Genomic DNA, 15,770 nt, shown 5'->3' on the forward strand with positions numbered 1-15,770 from the left:
AGAACAGGCGAATCAATTTCCGTCTACCCCACAATCCCGCGAACAATGAAGTACAACAACGATGGCCCAAGCAAGCACCCAAGCCCGGTATGGAACGTCGCGGTCAACGCGCCATAAGGCACCAACCGCCGATCCGTCGCCGCCAACCCGGCCGTCACACCACTCACCGTTCCGGCCAGCCCGCCAAACACCATCGCCGAACGTGGGTTATCCAGCCCCATCCAGCGCGCCGCCATCGGTGTGCCCACCATCACAAAAATCGCCTTGATCAAACCGGTGGCAATCGACAACGCCACCACATCGGAACTGGCACCAATCGCCGCGCCAGTCACCGGCCCGACGATGTAAGTCACCGCGCCCGCGCCGATCGTGGTCATGCTCACTGCATCCCGATAACCAAACGCCCACGCAATACTCGCCCCTACAATGAACGGCAGAGTCGTGCCCAGCAGCAGCGCGATCACACCAATCAGCCCGGCCTTTTTCGCTTCGCTGGCTTGTACCTCAAACGCCGTGGCGACGATGGCGAAGTCACGCAGCATCGCGCCGCCCATCAACCCGATACCGGAAAATAGCGACAAATCCGCCAGGCCTTTTTGCCCGCCGGTCATGGTCCCGCCGACCCAGGCCAAAACCAACCCGATGACGATGGCAATCGCCGAGCCGTGAATCCGTCCGAACGTCAGGCGTTTGGACATCACCACCGACACCCACATGATCACGCCGACGAAGGCGAACGCGGTGACCAGGCTGTTATTGACCAGACCTTTCTCGATGAGATCCCACATATCAGCGGCCTCCTGCTGGCGTGACGACCGGCGTAGTTTCCGTCGGCTCATCGGGCAACGGCTCGCCTTTGTGGGTCCGGCTGATCAAGGCAATGGTGCAGCCGCAAATCACCACTGAACCCATCGCCGCCAGCACCGCCACCGGTCCGCCGTGCAGCGCGGTCACAACGTTCTGTTGCGCGGCCATCGCGACCACGACCGGAATGTACATGGCGCCCCAGAAGCCGACGCCCATCTCGCAATCCTTGGTCATGCCGCCACGCTTTTGCATCCACAACCGCGCGCAGATCAGCAGGATCATCGCGATCCCGACGCCGCCAACGTTCGATTTCACACCCAGCAACACGCCAAGAGCGTCACCCATGATCACCCCTGCCAGCGTACAAATCGCCAACAGCGCCACACCGTAAATAATCATTGTCGTAGTCCTCAAAGTGCATCGTCGAATGTTGTTTTTGTTGTTCGAAGGCCTGAGTCGCGGGTCTAGGATTGGCGGCTTCCCTCCTCACGCAACAGCGCCTGCAAGGTATCGATTCGCGCACCGTCAAAGGCAATCACGGTGCCCTGCTCGAACACCCGGCGCGCCAGCCCGGTCAGCACCGCACCGGGTGGCAGTTCGATGTGTAGACGTACGCCGCGCTCGTAAGCGCTTTGCACGGTGCCGCGCCAATCGACGATGCGGCACATGTTGAAGGCCAGGTCGTCACGCAAGGCTTCAGTGTTAATGATGGGCCGGGCACGACTGCCGCTCAGGTAACCCAGTGTTGGCGTGTTCAACTGCACGGAATTGAAAGCTTCAGCCAGGGATTTGGCAGGCGACTCCAACAAAGGACAATGCGACGGCACACTGACCGCCAAGCGTTTTGCCAGACCGGCGCCACGACTTTTCGCCAACTCGGCAACCGCTTTCATCGCTCCGTCGCTTCCGGCGATCACCAGCTGGTTATCGGCATTGATGTTGGCCAGGTAAACCGGTGTGTCGATGCTGTGAACCTGCGCCAGCAATCCCTCTACCACCGCCAGCTCCAGGCCAATGATCGCGGTCATGCCGTAGCCCTGTGGATAAGCCTGCTGCATCAACTCACCGCGCAGGCTGACCAGATGCAGCGCGTCGCGGAAGCTCAAGGCGCCCGCAACCACCGCCGCCGGATAGGCACCGATGGACAATCCCGCGACGTAATCCGGCGCCATGGATAACTGGCGTGAAGCCGCCACACCGGCAATCAACAAACAGAGCTGAACCGCCCGTGTCGACTTCAACGCCTCGGCAGAATCCAGCCGTAAAGCGTCTTCCCCGAGGACATCACTCGCCTCGATCAACATCTCGCGAGGCAAACGATGGAGCATGCCCGGCTGCTGCGCGCCTTGGCCGGGGAACACCAGCAGACTGCTCACGCTGCGTGCTCCTGCGGGTTCCACGGATCAATGACCAGGCAGGCTTGAGTGGCATTTTTCAGTAACACCCGATGTGCAGGGCTGGCCCATTCGCGCAGCGCCACGGCGCCAAACGGCGTCTGTAACTGCATGTCCACTTGGCACCCCGCCGCCTCGAGCGCCTTCGCCAATCCCTGCGCCAGCGACCGATCCAGCGGTTGTGGCGTGCGTAAAATCAGATCGAGATCGCTGCCCTCGTGCAAGGCCTGAACACCGCTGGCCAATTCAAACCCGGCACTGCCGCTGACTCCCCACGTCCAACCGCTGACATTGAGCATCGGCCGCAGTTGATGGAGGGCGTGCACCGCTGGCAAGTCCCGATCGATCGGGACCTGACACAGTTCTTCCGGTGTGACGCGACGCGAAATCGAAGCGAGCGACATCAGTGCGGCATAACGCTGTTCACGCAACTGCCCACGCACCCCGACCGCAACGTAGCCCGGCGCACTCAACGCACGCCGAACCACCACCGGCTGACCCGCGCTGATCGACGCGATCACCCACGCAGGCGCGTCCGTCGGCAACTGCTCCAGCGTCATCCCCCAGAGCAGGTCGTGGGCCAGAAACGTGTTCACCACTGCGCTCTCAATAGTTGGCGAACCTTGCTGGACGCCGCACGATTGCTCGCGCCCAGGCGGCTGCCCAAATCGCGACCGCTTGCGGCTACATCATTAATCGCCTGATTCAGGCATTCAGTCACCCGCGCCACGTCGCCCGCCGTCGGCTGCTCAATCTGTTCCACCGACAGGGTTTCCCAGAGCAAACCGAGGCTCGCGTAGCTTTCGATGTCATACGCCATCGGCGGCACGCTGGCCGCCAATGCTTCGAGCTCTTCGATACTGCGCAAGGTCACCCTCGCCGCTGACACCTTGCCCATCGCATGCACCATCACCCCCGGATCGCGCAGGGCAATCAATCGGTTGGCCTGATAACCATGCGCCAGAAATGCCCCGGACATCGCCTTGCCCACCAGCAAACCAATCACCGCGTGGCCGGCCAGTCGGGCGCGGGCATAACTGTCCGCCGCACCGGCCAATGCCTGATGAATGCCGAGGGCTTCTTCGCGTCGACCATAAGCCTGACTGGGTACGTCGACGATAGCGATCAAGGCCCGTTTGTGCGGCTTATCGTTATCCGCAGCGATGACTTCATCCACAGCCTTGGCCAACCCCCAGCCTTCCAACAAACCGACCTCGCCGTTGCGAGCGCGGACGAAACGGTTGTCGGGGTCGGCCACCACCGCGATGAACCGAACAGGCTGGTCACCCAACACGCCGTCGGCCACCTTCAGCGAAGCAGGCAAGCCATCAACCGGCTTCGCGCCCGCACTCAAGGCGTTGAACCAGTCCAAACCTCTCAGGGAATACGAACTCATGAGCGCTCTCCTTGATACAGATCGCGAACCGTCGCCGGGTCGATTTGCGGCTCGGCATCCAGGCGGGCCAGCCGTTGCAGAAACAGATCGGCCTGACGGCTGCGTTGTTGCGCCGGCAAACCCAAGTGGAGCAATTCGCTGACCTGCTGCTGAATCTGCGCCACATCGTCGGCGACGTATCGGTCCACCAAACCAGTGGCGAAACGTTGCTCGCCACCGGTCAGGCTCCAGATGAAAGGCCGGTCGCGGGAGTCGTATTCCTCAAGGCCGGCTTCCTGTTCGATCACTTGCGGGCCGTTCAGGCCAAGTCGCGCTTCCTGGGTCACCAGCAAATAACTGCACAACCCAGCGGCAATCGACATCCCGCCAAAGCACCCCACGCTGCCGGCCACCACACCCACGACGGGCTGGTATTGGCGCAGATCGACAATCGCCGCATGAATATCGGCAATCGCCGCCAGCCCCAGGTTGGCTTCCTGCAAGCGCACGCCGCCAGTTTCCAGTAGCAACACGGCGCGGGTTGGAATGCCGTTACGGTTGTCTTCAGCGGCCAGCTCGAGTGCGCCGGCAATCTTCGCTCCGCCGACTTCACCGAGGCTGCCGCCCTGGAACGCGCCTTCGATGGCGGCGATCACCACGGGCAAGCCTTTGATGCTGCCTTTGGCGATGACCACACCGTCATCGGCTTGCGGCACCACGCCTTGGCGTGAGAGCCATGGCGACATGATGCGTTGAAACGGGTCGAGCAATTCGCGGAAAGTACCGGCGTCGAGCAGGGCTCTTGCTCGTTGCCGGGCGCCGAGTTCGACGAAACTGTGCTTGTGCAACAACGCTGCGCTATCAGTCATGGCCGATCTCCTCAAAGCCCTGTTCCAGACGCAAGCGCACCACACCCGGCGTCGCGCCGAAGTCATGGATATCGATCACCATCGCGGGCGGCGTCTGGCCGTCGAACATCCGCGCAAACAAATGCTGCCAGCGTTGTTCGGCGCCGTTGACCGAGGTCTGCACATTGATGGTCAGCTTGCCGGCCACGCCCGGTTCAATCATCACTTCCAGATCGCCCGAGCCGACACAACCCACCAGCATGCGACCGAGTGGTGGCTGCCCGGCGGGGAATTCAAAGGATAAAGTTTCCATCAAAACGCTCCCTGGATGATGCCGTCAGCCGACTCGACACGGTCGATGAACAGGCAGGCGGCGAGCAAATCCGCAGCACCGCCGGGCGAGGCATTCAACGCAATTAATTGTTGGTCCAGCTCGTGCAAACGACGGCGACCGGCGAGGCTGGCGCTGCCACCCGCATCGAGCACCGCTCGGGCGCCCAGTTGCATCGTTTGCAGGCCGTGTTCACCGGCGCGGTAGAGCACGCAGGTGTCGGCCAGTTGGGTCATCACCGCCAGCAAGGCATCGAGCCGGGCGTTCTGCTCGCCATGACCGGCAGCGCGGCTACGTTTGAGTTGTGGCAGCGCACGTTGAATCACCGCCGGGAAACCGAGCTGCGCTTCTTCACGGGCACCGCGTGCGCCGTAACGTTGCGCGACCAGGGCGCCATGGCTGAGTGGACGCGGCGCGTAGCGGTCATCAAGCAACGCCAGGCGCGCGGCGCGCAACGTGATAGCGCTTACGGCAACAGATTCAGGCTCCAGCGCGACAGCGGCCACCAACAGGCCCAAGGCCCAAATTGCGCCACGGTGTGTGTTCACTCCACCGGTGGTGGCGAGCATGTCTTGCTCCCCTTCCCGGCCAATGCGCCCAACGGCTTCTCGCAGCGGCACACCGACTTCGCCGAACGCAATGGCCGCTTCCGCCATGCCCTTGAACGCCGACCACAACGACAGCGCCGAAGCGTGCATCAGCCCCAGGTGCAAATCGGTGTGCGCGCCATTGCCACGACGGTCGACCAATGCCGGTTTCGGCGACAGGTCCGCTTCGTCGATCAGCGCGTCTACCGCCAGGTCCGCCAGCCGTTCAGCCAGCGTTAAGGTTTTCGGTTGCAGGTTAAAGGCGTGCATTACCAGCTCCTGAACTTGGCGGGCGGGTTGTAGAGGCCACCGGACCACTCGACCAGGTCGGCCACGCTTTTGGCGGCGAGCAACTCACGGGTGGCGTCGGTGCGGCGGATGCCGAGGTCTTCGGGCAAGGCGATCAAGCCTTCACGGCGCATGCGCGCGGTGTCTTTCGGGTTATGCCGCAGGCCGATGACGGTCACGCCTGCGACGGCGGCGATCATGGCTTGGCGCTCTTCCAGCGAACGGGCCTTGTACAAATAGGCGATGCCTTCTTCGGTCAGCAGGTGGGTGACGTCGTCGCCGTAGATCATGATCGGCGCCAGCGGCATGCCGCTTTTCTTCGCCACGTCGATCGCATCGAGGGTTTCGACGAAGGTCGGTTTACCGCCCTCCTGGAAGGTCTCGACCATTTGCACCACCAGTTTTTTGCCGCGTTCGAGCATCGGCTCAGGAGCATCGTCGTGACGCATGTCGAGCCAGGCCGGCGTACTGTGGCGACGTCCCCGCGGGTCGTGGCCCATGTTCGGCGCACCACCAAAACCAGCCAGGCGGCCGCGGGTCACGGTGGAGGAATGGCCATCGCCATCGACTTGCAGGGTGGCGCCGATAAACAGGTCTACGGCGTATTGCCCGGCCAGTTGGCTGAACATCCGGTTGGACCGCAGGGAGCCGTCGCGGCCGTTGAAGAACACGTCAGGCCGCGCGGCGATGTAGTTTTCCATCCCCAGTTCGGTGCCGAAGCAATGCACGCTTTCGACCCAACCGCTTTCAATGGCCGGAATCAGGGTTGGATGAGGATTGAGTGTCCAGTTGCGGCAGATTTTGCCTTTGAGCCCGAGGGATTCACCGTAGGTCGGCAGGATCAGTTCGATGGCCGCGGTGTTGAAACCAATGCCGTGATTCAGCGACTGAACGTTGTGTTTTTCGTAGATCCCGCGGATCGCCATCATTGCCATGAGGACATGGACGGGTTTGATGTGCCGTGGGTCGCGGGTGAACAGCGGTTCGATATAGAACGGCTTGTCCGCCACCACCACAAAATCGACCCAGGATGCGGGGATGTCGACGCGGGGCAGTTCGCTGACGTCGTCCACCAGTTGATTGACCTGGACGATGACGATGCCGTCGCTGAAAGCGGCCGGTTCAATCAACGCCGGGGTGTCTTCGGTGCTGGGCCCGGTGTAGATGTTGCCGGCGCGGTCAGCCATGAAACCGGCCGAAAGCACGACGTTGGGAATCAGGTCGACCACCAGCCGCGCATAAAGCTCGATGTAGGTGTGAATCGCGCCGATTTCCAGCACACCATCTTCCAGCAATTGGCTGATGCGCAGGCTCTGGGCGCCGGCGAAGGAGAAGTCGAGCTTGCGGGCGATGCCGCGTTCGAACAGATCCAGATGCTCGGCTCGGCCGACGCTGGGCATGATCATGTGCAGGTCATGCAGCTTCGCCGGGTCAGCCTTGAGCAATGAGCGGGAGAGGAAATCCGCCTGCTTCTGGTTGTTACCCTCCAGCACCACTCGGTCGCCGGGCAGGATCAACGCCTCCAGCGCCGCCACGATCTTGTCGGTGGGCAACACCACACCGTCGGCCAGGCCCTTGACCAACGCCAGACGCCGCTGCTTTTCGCTGCGCCGCCGCGTCCATCGCGAGTCGGGGGATATTGTTGTTGTCATGACCACTCCACGGGTTCGCTGTCGTGGGGTCACCTTAGGAGTGTTGGGTGGGGGGCATCAATCAAGCAGAGCGTTGGATCGTTACGGTCAGGGTAATGGTTGCCAGTACCGACGTCTTCGCGAGCAGGCTCGCTCCCACATTGGATCTGTGGCGCACACAAAACCCTGTGGGAGCGAGCCTGCTCGCGAAGGGGCCAGACAATCACCGCTGTTTCAATGACGGAACACTACAGCCCGGTCAGCTGCACCCGATCCTCGCCGACGCTCCTGGCGCCATCGCGAGCAAGCTCGCTCCCACATTGGATCTGTGGCGTACACAAAACCTTGTGGGAGCGAGCTTGCTCGCGATGGGGCCCGAACAATCCCCCGCAGTTTTCAATGATGGAGTATTACAGCCCGGTCATCTGCTGCTGCACCCGAATAAGAAGCTGCGCAGTGCTTTCCAATAACTGCGCCAACAACCCCTGATCTTCATCCATATAGCCTTCGTACTCCGCCAGGTTACGTCGCTCATGACACAGGGCGAATAACCGAACCTGTACTTTGCCAATATCAGCCGTATGAACCAGGCACTGGAACACCAGATAGCGCTTGTCTGAACGGTAGCCACACAAGCGAAGAGCGGTCAGTGCAAGGGAATGGGCAGCGTTGTAAGCCAGATCGAAACGACTCGCGAAGGAAAGCGAAGAGTTTTGCGCATCTTTCAATCGATCCACAGCCGAACGCATCAGCCCTGCGCATTCCTTGCGATCCGGCGGCTCGGCTTTCAGTCCACCGCTACGTAACAGGTTTTCCAGATTCTCGTTGCTGCCCATCCTTGGACTCCAAAGGGTTTTCTCCCATCAGATTGATCTTGTCCTGCTGCGCTACTCGCACGACAAAACTGTTTTCAGCCGCCAGTTTTGCGGCCCAGTCGTCGGGGGTGTAGAGCGTCGGGTTGAGGACGCGGCCTAATTGCTCCTCCAGAGGCATAAGCCGCTCCATCACTTCACTGTAGTGCAGGCCTTCGCCGATCAGCATGAGATCAATGTCACTGGATGCGTTTGCCTGATCCTTGGCAATAGAGCCGTACACAAATGCCCAGGTGATCTGTTCGGCAAAGGGTTGGAGCGCCTGACGTAGAGGCTCGGCAATACCAAAGGTTTTACGGGCGATGCCCAACAGTTCGGCATAGATCGGGCATTGTGGATTGGCTTGATAGTGGGTCTGGTTGCCCTGCCGGGTCAGGGTTAGCACGCCTGCTTGCTGCAACCGATCCAGCTCGCGCATGAGGCTGCCTTTACCGACTTGAGCCCAGCGGGCGATCTCGTTGGCGTAAAAACTTTGGTCGGGTTTGCCGAACAACAATCCCAACACTCTTTGCTGAGTGGTCGTGAACAAGGCTTCGCTGAGGGAAAGGTTTTTCACAGTGACAACCAATGAGTCCCAAAAAGGGAACGATAGGTCCCTTTTTGGGAATCTTCAACCTTTGGACACCTTCGCCAGCCGAACCGCCATTCATAACGAATGGACCAACTCCAATCTGTAAGCGGAAACTCATTATGTCCAAGGAAACGCCTAACCCAGCAGATCACGCTGACACCGATTCCGAAGCATCCTTCGAAGCCGAGAAATTCAAAGAAGCCGCCGACCGCGCCTTCGCCCACTACTTCCCCCCGGCTGACGAAAAACCAGCCAACCCCCGCAAATTCCAGCTCTTCACCGTCGCCCCCGATATCGGAACCGAAGCCCTTCTGGCCAATGCCTCTGAAGACCTGCTGTCCATCAGTGCCATTGCGGCCGATCTGGCGGACGATGTGGAAGGCCACGCCGCTCGGTAGCCTTGGCGCTCAGCCGAATGGCGGATGGCGTGCAGTTGTTGGTGGAGCGGGCGCTGGATCATCATGAGGCGTTGGCTCAGGCCAAGGTTTAGCCGTTAGGTCCGTGGTGAATTGAAGGCCGCCATCGCGAGCAAGCTCGCTCCCACATTGGATCTGCGGCGTACACAAACCCTGTGGGAGCGAGCTTGCTCGCGATGGGGCCAGTCAGACCAACCCAGCACTCACAAGTAACTCCTCCAGCGCCAACAAATCCGGCACCTTCGCCACTTGCTCCCCCACCTGCACCGCCGCCTGTTCCAGCGCGCACAGCGGCACATCGACATAACTCAACTGACTGTCGAGCTTGCAAGACCGTGGAATCCCCTGCACCAGCAGCGCAATGAACTTCAGCGCCGGCCGCCCACCCAGCGCATTGAGAATCACGATCCGCGCCCGTTCACCCATGACGACTTTATGGCCACACGCCGACTCAAAACTGAGCAGCGGAATCTGCCGCTCTCGCCAGCTCACTCGCCCCAGATACCACGGCGGCGTATCGAGATCGAAAGCTCCCGGCTGATAGTCGATCAGCTCCGCAACCGCGACGTTGGGCAAAATCAGAGTGCGGTCAGCCAAGGGCAGCAGCAGGCCGGTGAGGTTGCTGGTGCGATGCTCAAGCATGGGTTTTGCTCCACAGGGCGATGCTTTCGAGCAGCACCGATTCCTGGTATGGCTTGCCGAGGTAGTCGTTGACGCCGATGGCCATGGCGCGATCACGGTGTTTCTGCCCGGTACGGGAAGTGATCATGATGATCGGCAGGTGCTGCAATCGTTCATCGTTGCGCACCTGGGTGGCCACTTCGAAGCCGTCCATGCGCGGCATTTCGATGTCCAGCAGCATGATGTCCGGCAGGTGCTCTTCGAGCAGCAGCATGGCGTCGACCCCATCCTTGGCGGTCAGCACGTTCATGCCGTGGCGTTCGAGTAAACGGCTGGTGACCTTGCGTACCGTCACCGAGTCGTCGACCACCAGCACCAGCAATGGCTTATGCGGCTCGACTTCCGCGTCCTGGCCCAACGTCCGCTGCGGCACATGCGCCTGCATGGCGCGGATCGGCGCGAGCAAATCGAGAATCAACACCACCCGGCCGTCCCCCAGGATCGTCGCACCGGACAAGCCCTGCACCGCCGCGAATTGCGGCCCGAGGCTTTTGACCACAATCTCGCGAGTGCCGGCCATGGCATCGACCTGCACAGCGATTCGCCGCTCATTGCATTGGACCAGCAACACCGGCAGCGGCAGGCTCTGGCCCAACAGTTTTGGACGGGCGCTGGTTTTCAGCAATTCGCCGAGGTAGCACAGCTCGTAGCGTTGCCCGGCGTATTTGTAGGTCGGTGGATCGAGCCGGTAATGCCCTTCGAGTTCGTTGGGTAACACGCGAACAATGCCCTCGATGGTGTTCAGCGGGATCGCGTACTGATCCTCCCCGCACTGCACCATCAGCGCCCGATTGACGGACACGGTGAACGGCAGGCGAATCCGGAAGTGCACGCCCTGCCCCGGTGTCGAGTCGATGCTCATGGTGCCGCCCAGTTGCCGGACCTCTTCGTGAACCACGTCCATACCCACGCCACGACCGGAGATCTGGGTAATTTTCTCGGCGGTTGAGAACCCCGGCTGCAGGATGAATTGCAGCACATCGTGGTCGCTGATTTCGCTGTTCGCACCGAGCATGCCACGCTTGATCGCCTTGCGCCGCACGGCCTCCAGCGGCACCCCGGCACCGTCGTCGCGAATGTCGAAAATGATGTCGCCGCCCTCGCGGGACAAGTCGAGCGTGATCCGGCCTTGAGCCGGTTTACCCGCCGCGATACGCACCTCGGCGGACTCCAGGCCATGGTCGACAGCATTACGCAGCATGTGTTCCAACGGTGCCGCCATGCGTTCGAGGACGTTGCGGTCCATCTCGCCTTCGGCGTTGCCGACGATAAACTCAACGTCCTTGCCCAGTTCGCTGGCCACCTGACGGACGATACGTTTCAAGCGCGGCAGCATCCGTTCGAAGGGCACCATGCGCGTACGCATCAGGCCTTCCTGCAATTCAGTGTTGATGCGACCCTGTTGTTGCAGCAGGTTTTCCGCGTCCTGATTGCGCCGATCGAGGGTTTCCTTGAGGTCGAGCAGGTCGGAGGCCGACTCGAACAGTGCCCGCGACAATTGCTGCAATTGCGAGTGACGGTCCATTTCCAGCGGATCGAATTCTTCGTAGCCCAGGCGTTCGGCATCGACTTGCTGGCGGCTGAGAATCCGCCCCTGGGTTTCAGTATCGAGGCGGCGCAACTGATCGCGTATGCGCTCGATGGTGGTTTCCATCTCGTTCAGGGCCATGCGAGCATCGTTGACCTCTTGCTCGATGCGACCCCGAAAAATCGAGGTTTCGCCGGCCAGGTTGACCAGATCATCGAGCAATTCTGCCGAGACCTTGACCATGTCGGCGCCCGCTTCCGCTTGCAGGGCGGGTGCCTCGGATTTTGGAGCGGCGGGCATCACCACCGGCGTTTCCAGCACGGCCGGATGCCTGAAATTCTTGATCACATCAATCAGCCGATCGGCCGGCGGCAATGGCTGCCCGGCACGCGCGGCATCGAGCATTTGCGCCAATCGGTCGTGGCTACGTTGCAGCAACGAGAAGAGCGCGGCCGTCGGTTGCAGCACGCCAGCGGACAGGCCTTCGTACAGAAACTCCAGCTCATGGGCGAGATCGCCAATCGGGACGATTTCGACCATCCGCGCGCCACCCTTGAGGGTGTGCAAGTCGCGCAGCAGGGTTTCCACTTCCTGACGATTCGAAGGCTCGGCCTGCCAACGCAGCAGCGCCGCGCCGGAGGTTTCGATGATGTCAAAACCTTCTTCGAGGAAGATTTCCAGTAACTCTGGATCGTGAGCCGGCGAGTCGTTACTGGCCTTTGGCTCGATCACATCGGCACTGCCGACATTGCCCTGACGAAACGCACGAATGGCCTCGATCAAATCATCTGGATTGCCCAAAGGCTGGTTGTACTGCAACCGCTCAAGGAATACCGCCAGCCGGCCATGGCTCTGTTGCAGCAGCTGCGCCAGCGCTTGACCGTGGTTGTAACGTCGATCCACCAGCCCCTCATAAAGGTTTTCCAGCTCTTGGGCCAGATTGGCAACCGGCTCAACCTCCGCCATCCGCGCGCCGCCCTTGAGGGTGTGTAAATCTCGCTGCAAGGACGACAGCGGCGCGGCGTTATCAGGGTCGTTCAGCCAGCGCTGCAAGGCCTGGCCAGCGCCTTCGAGGATATCCACCGCTTCTTCGAGGAAGATCGAAACGATCTCATCATCGAGCTCGACGGCGCGCTCCCCTGTAGGAGCGAGCTCGTCTCCGGGCGGCGTTCCGACGATGGGCTCACAGGCGCCGCGTTTTTCCAATGACAATGCTTCATCGTTAACGTCCTTCGCGAGCAGGCTCGCTCCCACAAGTTCGGCGGTTGCGCTGCCCAACTCGCGAATGCTCAGGGTGCGGCTACCATCGCTGCGAATCAGCCCCATGGCAGAAGGATCGAGGCTGGCATCGAGCAAGTCGCGCAAGGCCCGGACCCGTTCCGGTTGCGGGGTGATTTCCTGGCCGGCGGCCAGTTCGTCGAGCATGTTGATCAGCGCTTCATGGGCGCTTTGCGCCTCATGGAAAAACGCCTCGCTGACCGCCAGGCTGCTTTCTTCCACCGCGCCATACAGGTCGAGCAAGGCTTCGCAGAGCGCGTCCACCGGATGTAGATCAGCCAGGTGCGCGCCTTCGCCGAGGGTGGTCAATTCGTCCAGCAGCGCGCTGAGTTCCTGGCGTTCGCCGGGATGTTGCTGCCAACGTTGCAACAGATTTTCCGCGTCCAGCAGGATGTCCATGCCTTGGGCGAGGAAGTTATTGATCAGCTGCGGATCGCGCTTGATCCGCAACCCGGTGTTCGGCGCGCTCAAGAGGGTTTCCAGACGTTCGGCGAGCAACGTCCGGGTGCGCTCGATCAACGAACCGGCGCCCGGAATCTGCGCCAGCGGCTCAGTCTTGAGTTGTCGCAGTCCGAGGCGGAACAAGCCTTCGGCTTCGAGCAGCAGCTCAACTTCGTCCAGGTCCAGCGGCATCAGGTGCGCCTTGTACTCGCGGGCGAGTTGGTCCAGCGGCGTTGCCAGCTCGGCGATCGGCAATACGCCGGCCATGAAGGCGCTGCCCTTGAGTGTATGCAACGCCCGTTGCAGCTCATCGCTGGCCTGCAGCGGAGCATGCTCGGCGGCCTGGTCGAGGAAGCGGTTCAGGCTGGCGAGGTGGGTTTCGGCTTCTTTGCCGAAGATCTCCAGCAACAGCGGATCAAGGGCGGCGACGTCCTGCGTATCTTCATCGCAGACAGGCGTATCCCCCTTGGCCAAGGCATGCGCACGGGCCGCCAATTGGTCGACCTCGTTGCGCTGGCGCTGGGCATTGGCGGCGAATTCAGCCACCAGTTCCGGTAGCAGGTTCAGCGCATCGGCCACCAGTTGTTGCACCAACGGCCCCGGTTGAACACTGTGTTCCAGCACTCGGTTGAGCAGGTTTTCTACGGCCCACGCCAACTCGGCCAGTACCAGTGCACGCACCATCCGGCCACTGCCTTTAAGCGTGTGGAAGGCCCGGCGCAATTCACTCAAGGCTGATTTATTGTCGGGGCTGGCCGACCATCGCGGCAGGTATTCGCGGAGGACGTCCAGGACTTCGCCGGTTTCTTCGAGGAAGACTTCGCGCAGTTCATCGTCCACCGGCTCCTCGCCCGACGGGGGCGGCAACAGGCTGCCCGGCGTGTCCATTGCTGGCGGGTTAAGCGCAGACACGGGGCTGGCCAGCACATCGGCCAGGGTCTGGACGATCTGCGGGTCGTCCAGTTCCTGACGGTCCTGCATCACCTGCGCTTCACTCGGGCTGAGCACATCCTCAAGGACCGGCACCTGCAGCTCGCTGGGGAAAAACCCGAGTGCGGCCAGGCTTTTTTCCGCAACATCGAGCAGCTGCTCGCCCGGGGCTTGCGGGTCGTCGCTAAGGCGCTCCAGGTAATATTCGATGCTGGTGATAACGTCGGCCAGACTGTCCAACTCCTGCCAACCGGGCTGGTCCGGGTCCAGCAGCAGATGCTCGCGGATGAAGTGGTTGCACGTCTCGATCAGGCTCGCCGCCCGGCTCAACGGAATCATCGCCAGCGCACCGCGCACTTGGGTCAGCAACGCAGGCAACGGCTGCAAATGCTGGCGATCCCAATCGGCGTCGATGTAGTCGACGATCATGTCCTTGGCCTGTTGCAGGCAGATCCGCGCCTCGCGAATCACGATCTGATGAATCTGCGTCAGATCGGTGGTGGGCAGGCGGCTGTCTTCCTGGCTTTCCGGCTCCACGGTGCCGACCATGCCGGCCAGCGTCGCTTCGACGTAGAGCAAGGCACCGGCGACGTCCATCAAGATCGCGTCATTGGGTTCGCGCTGGCCCTGGGCGAGGCTCAGGACCACCGCCAACTGATCGATAATAACCTTGCGCGGCTGGCCGAAACCCAGCACCGCCAAGGTGTCGGCGATTTGGCGCAGGGGGGCCAGCAGGTTGTCGAGGTCGGACGTATGCTGACGGTCGCTGCGCACAAACAGGTCCAGGCGCTCCTTGACCCGCACCAGTTCTTCACACAGCGCGGCCAGCACCGAGCGCATGGCGTCGCGATCGGGGCCGGCGAGCCGTGCCCGTTCTTCATCAACCATCGCGCTGTCAGGCAACGCGTCATCCAGTCCGTAGCGATCTTTCATGGTCAGCATCTGCCCGGTGGGGTGTTCGGCCTTGGCAATATAAAACAGCAAACTTTTCAGTAATTCGGGTGGTGCCGGCTGATTGATCCCGGCCATGCCCTGTTCGAGCAGGCGCTTGAGTTCTTTATCAGCGTCCTTGAACAGGCTGCGCAGCGCCGGGCTGTTGGCGATCGAGCCGCCGCGCATGCCTTCGACCAGCGCCGAGGCGACTTGCCACAACGGACTCAGCGGTGCGCTGCCGCACAGCCCTTCGAGGCGCGCGAAGACCTTGGCCAGGTAATCAAGCGTGGTGTCGCTATCTTGCTCACGCAGAAAACCGACCAGCGCCATTTGCAACATCTGCCGCAACTTGCGCAGCACCCCGGGTAAGTCCGCCGGCTCCAGCAGCGCCAGCGCTTCTTCATCCAGCGGTGCAAGGTCCGGCAGTAGCGGGCTGAACAGGCTGGTTTCAGATAACAGGCTTTCACCACGGGCGCTACGCAAATCGTTGATCAGCGGCAGCACCACCAACGGCAAATCACGGCGGGCCCCCTGCACTCGGTCGAGATAGGTCGGTAATTGCCCAAGGGCTTGCAGCAACAAATGAATCGCTTCATCGCGATGGCTCACGCGGTTCAGCTGCAAGGCCGTCGTCAACCGTTCTATCTCTTCGGCGAGCAACGCCGCGCCGTAGAATTCGACCATCTGCAAACTGCCGTGAACCTGATGGACGCACGCCAGGCAATCGTTCAAGGCGTGCGTTGCCTGAGGGTCATCAAGCAACGTTTCAATCGCCTGGTGAGCAACTTTCAGCGTTTCGGCAATCTCGCCTTTGACCCACTCGAGGGCCACATAGTCGTGCCGATCACCCATAACCACT

Annotated in this window: 13 protein-coding genes and 1 pseudogene; 1 reads left to right on the forward strand and 13 read right to left on the reverse strand. The window is 61.4% G+C overall.

Annotated elements, in window-relative coordinates; translation table 11 throughout:
• Positions 1–23: 23 nt before the first annotated feature.
• The 11 genes from madM to AC1MDT_RS20275 all read right to left on the reverse strand — a co-directional run bounded on the left by madM (position 24) and on the right by AC1MDT_RS20275 (position 8,689).
• Positions 24–788: a malonate transporter subunit MadM gene (gene madM, locus AC1MDT_RS20225; RefSeq protein WP_480418655.1), complete on the reverse strand. Its 765-nt coding sequence runs from the start codon at positions 786–788 to the stop codon at positions 24–26.
• Between the two features lies 1 nt (position 789).
• The gene (gene madL, locus AC1MDT_RS20230; RefSeq protein ID WP_480418656.1) at positions 790–1,206 is read right to left on the reverse strand and encodes a malonate transporter subunit MadL; all 417 of its coding nucleotides are present in this window, start codon (positions 1,204–1,206) and stop codon (positions 790–792) included.
• 65 nt (positions 1,207–1,271) lie between these two features.
• On the reverse strand, positions 1,272–2,183 hold the full coding sequence (gene mdcH / locus AC1MDT_RS20235; protein ID WP_480418657.1) for a malonate decarboxylase subunit epsilon: 912 nt from the start codon (positions 2,181–2,183) through the stop codon (positions 1,272–1,274).
• Positions 2,180–2,800, reverse strand: coding sequence for a malonate decarboxylase holo-ACP synthase (locus AC1MDT_RS20240; RefSeq protein WP_480418658.1), 621 nt, complete (start codon positions 2,798–2,800; stop codon positions 2,180–2,182). The genes mdcH and AC1MDT_RS20240 overlap by 4 nt, the downstream gene beginning before the upstream one ends.
• Positions 2,794–3,597, reverse strand: a complete 804-nt coding sequence (gene mdcE, locus AC1MDT_RS20245; RefSeq protein WP_480418659.1) for a biotin-independent malonate decarboxylase subunit gamma — start codon at positions 3,595–3,597, stop codon at positions 2,794–2,796. The genes AC1MDT_RS20240 and mdcE overlap by 7 nt, the downstream gene beginning before the upstream one ends.
• The gene (locus tag AC1MDT_RS20250; RefSeq protein ID WP_480418660.1) at positions 3,594–4,445 is read right to left on the reverse strand and encodes a biotin-independent malonate decarboxylase subunit beta; all 852 of its coding nucleotides are present in this window, start codon (positions 4,443–4,445) and stop codon (positions 3,594–3,596) included. The genes mdcE and AC1MDT_RS20250 overlap by 4 nt, the downstream gene beginning before the upstream one ends.
• Positions 4,438–4,737: a malonate decarboxylase subunit delta gene (locus AC1MDT_RS20255; RefSeq protein ID WP_480418661.1), complete on the reverse strand. Its 300-nt coding sequence runs from the start codon at positions 4,735–4,737 to the stop codon at positions 4,438–4,440. Before AC1MDT_RS20255 ends, AC1MDT_RS20250 begins: the two co-directional genes overlap by 8 nt.
• Positions 4,737–5,612 carry a triphosphoribosyl-dephospho-CoA synthase gene (locus tag AC1MDT_RS20260; RefSeq protein ID WP_480418662.1) on the reverse strand — a complete coding sequence of 292 codons (876 nt, stop codon included), beginning with the start codon at positions 5,610–5,612 and terminating at the stop codon, positions 4,737–4,739. Before AC1MDT_RS20260 ends, AC1MDT_RS20255 begins: the two co-directional genes overlap by 1 nt.
• Entirely contained in the window at positions 5,612–7,282 is a 1,671-nt protein-coding gene (gene mdcA, locus AC1MDT_RS20265) for a malonate decarboxylase subunit alpha (RefSeq protein WP_480418663.1), read from the reverse strand. The genes AC1MDT_RS20260 and mdcA overlap by 1 nt, the downstream gene beginning before the upstream one ends.
• Positions 7,283–7,671: 389 nt before the next feature.
• Entirely contained in the window at positions 7,672–8,097 is a 426-nt protein-coding gene (locus tag AC1MDT_RS20270; RefSeq protein ID WP_480418664.1) for a hypothetical protein, read from the reverse strand.
• A complete protein-coding gene (locus AC1MDT_RS20275; protein WP_480418665.1) occupies positions 8,060–8,689 on the reverse strand; it encodes a nucleotidyltransferase domain-containing protein in 630 nt (209 codons plus the stop codon). The genes AC1MDT_RS20270 and AC1MDT_RS20275 overlap by 38 nt, the downstream gene beginning before the upstream one ends.
• A gap of 134 nt (positions 8,690–8,823) precedes the next feature.
• On the opposite strand from AC1MDT_RS20275, the pseudogene AC1MDT_RS20280 reads away from it, so the two are divergent.
• Positions 8,824–9,194, forward strand: a pseudogene (locus AC1MDT_RS20280) (DUF6124 family protein).
• 112 nt (positions 9,195–9,306) lie between these two features.
• On the opposite strand, the gene AC1MDT_RS20285 reads toward AC1MDT_RS20280, so the two are convergent.
• Together AC1MDT_RS20285 and AC1MDT_RS20290 are read right to left on the reverse strand one after the other, a co-directional pair.
• Complete coding sequence (locus AC1MDT_RS20285) at positions 9,307–9,762, reverse strand: chemotaxis protein CheW (RefSeq protein WP_480418666.1); 456 nt, start codon at positions 9,760–9,762, stop codon at positions 9,307–9,309.
• Positions 9,755–15,763: an Hpt domain-containing protein gene (locus AC1MDT_RS20290; RefSeq protein ID WP_480418667.1), complete on the reverse strand. Its 6,009-nt coding sequence runs from the start codon at positions 15,761–15,763 to the stop codon at positions 9,755–9,757. The genes AC1MDT_RS20285 and AC1MDT_RS20290 overlap by 8 nt, the downstream gene beginning before the upstream one ends.
• Positions 15,764–15,770 lie beyond the last annotated feature (7 nt).

This window comes from Pseudomonas sp. ASL7 (assembly GCF_056680375.1).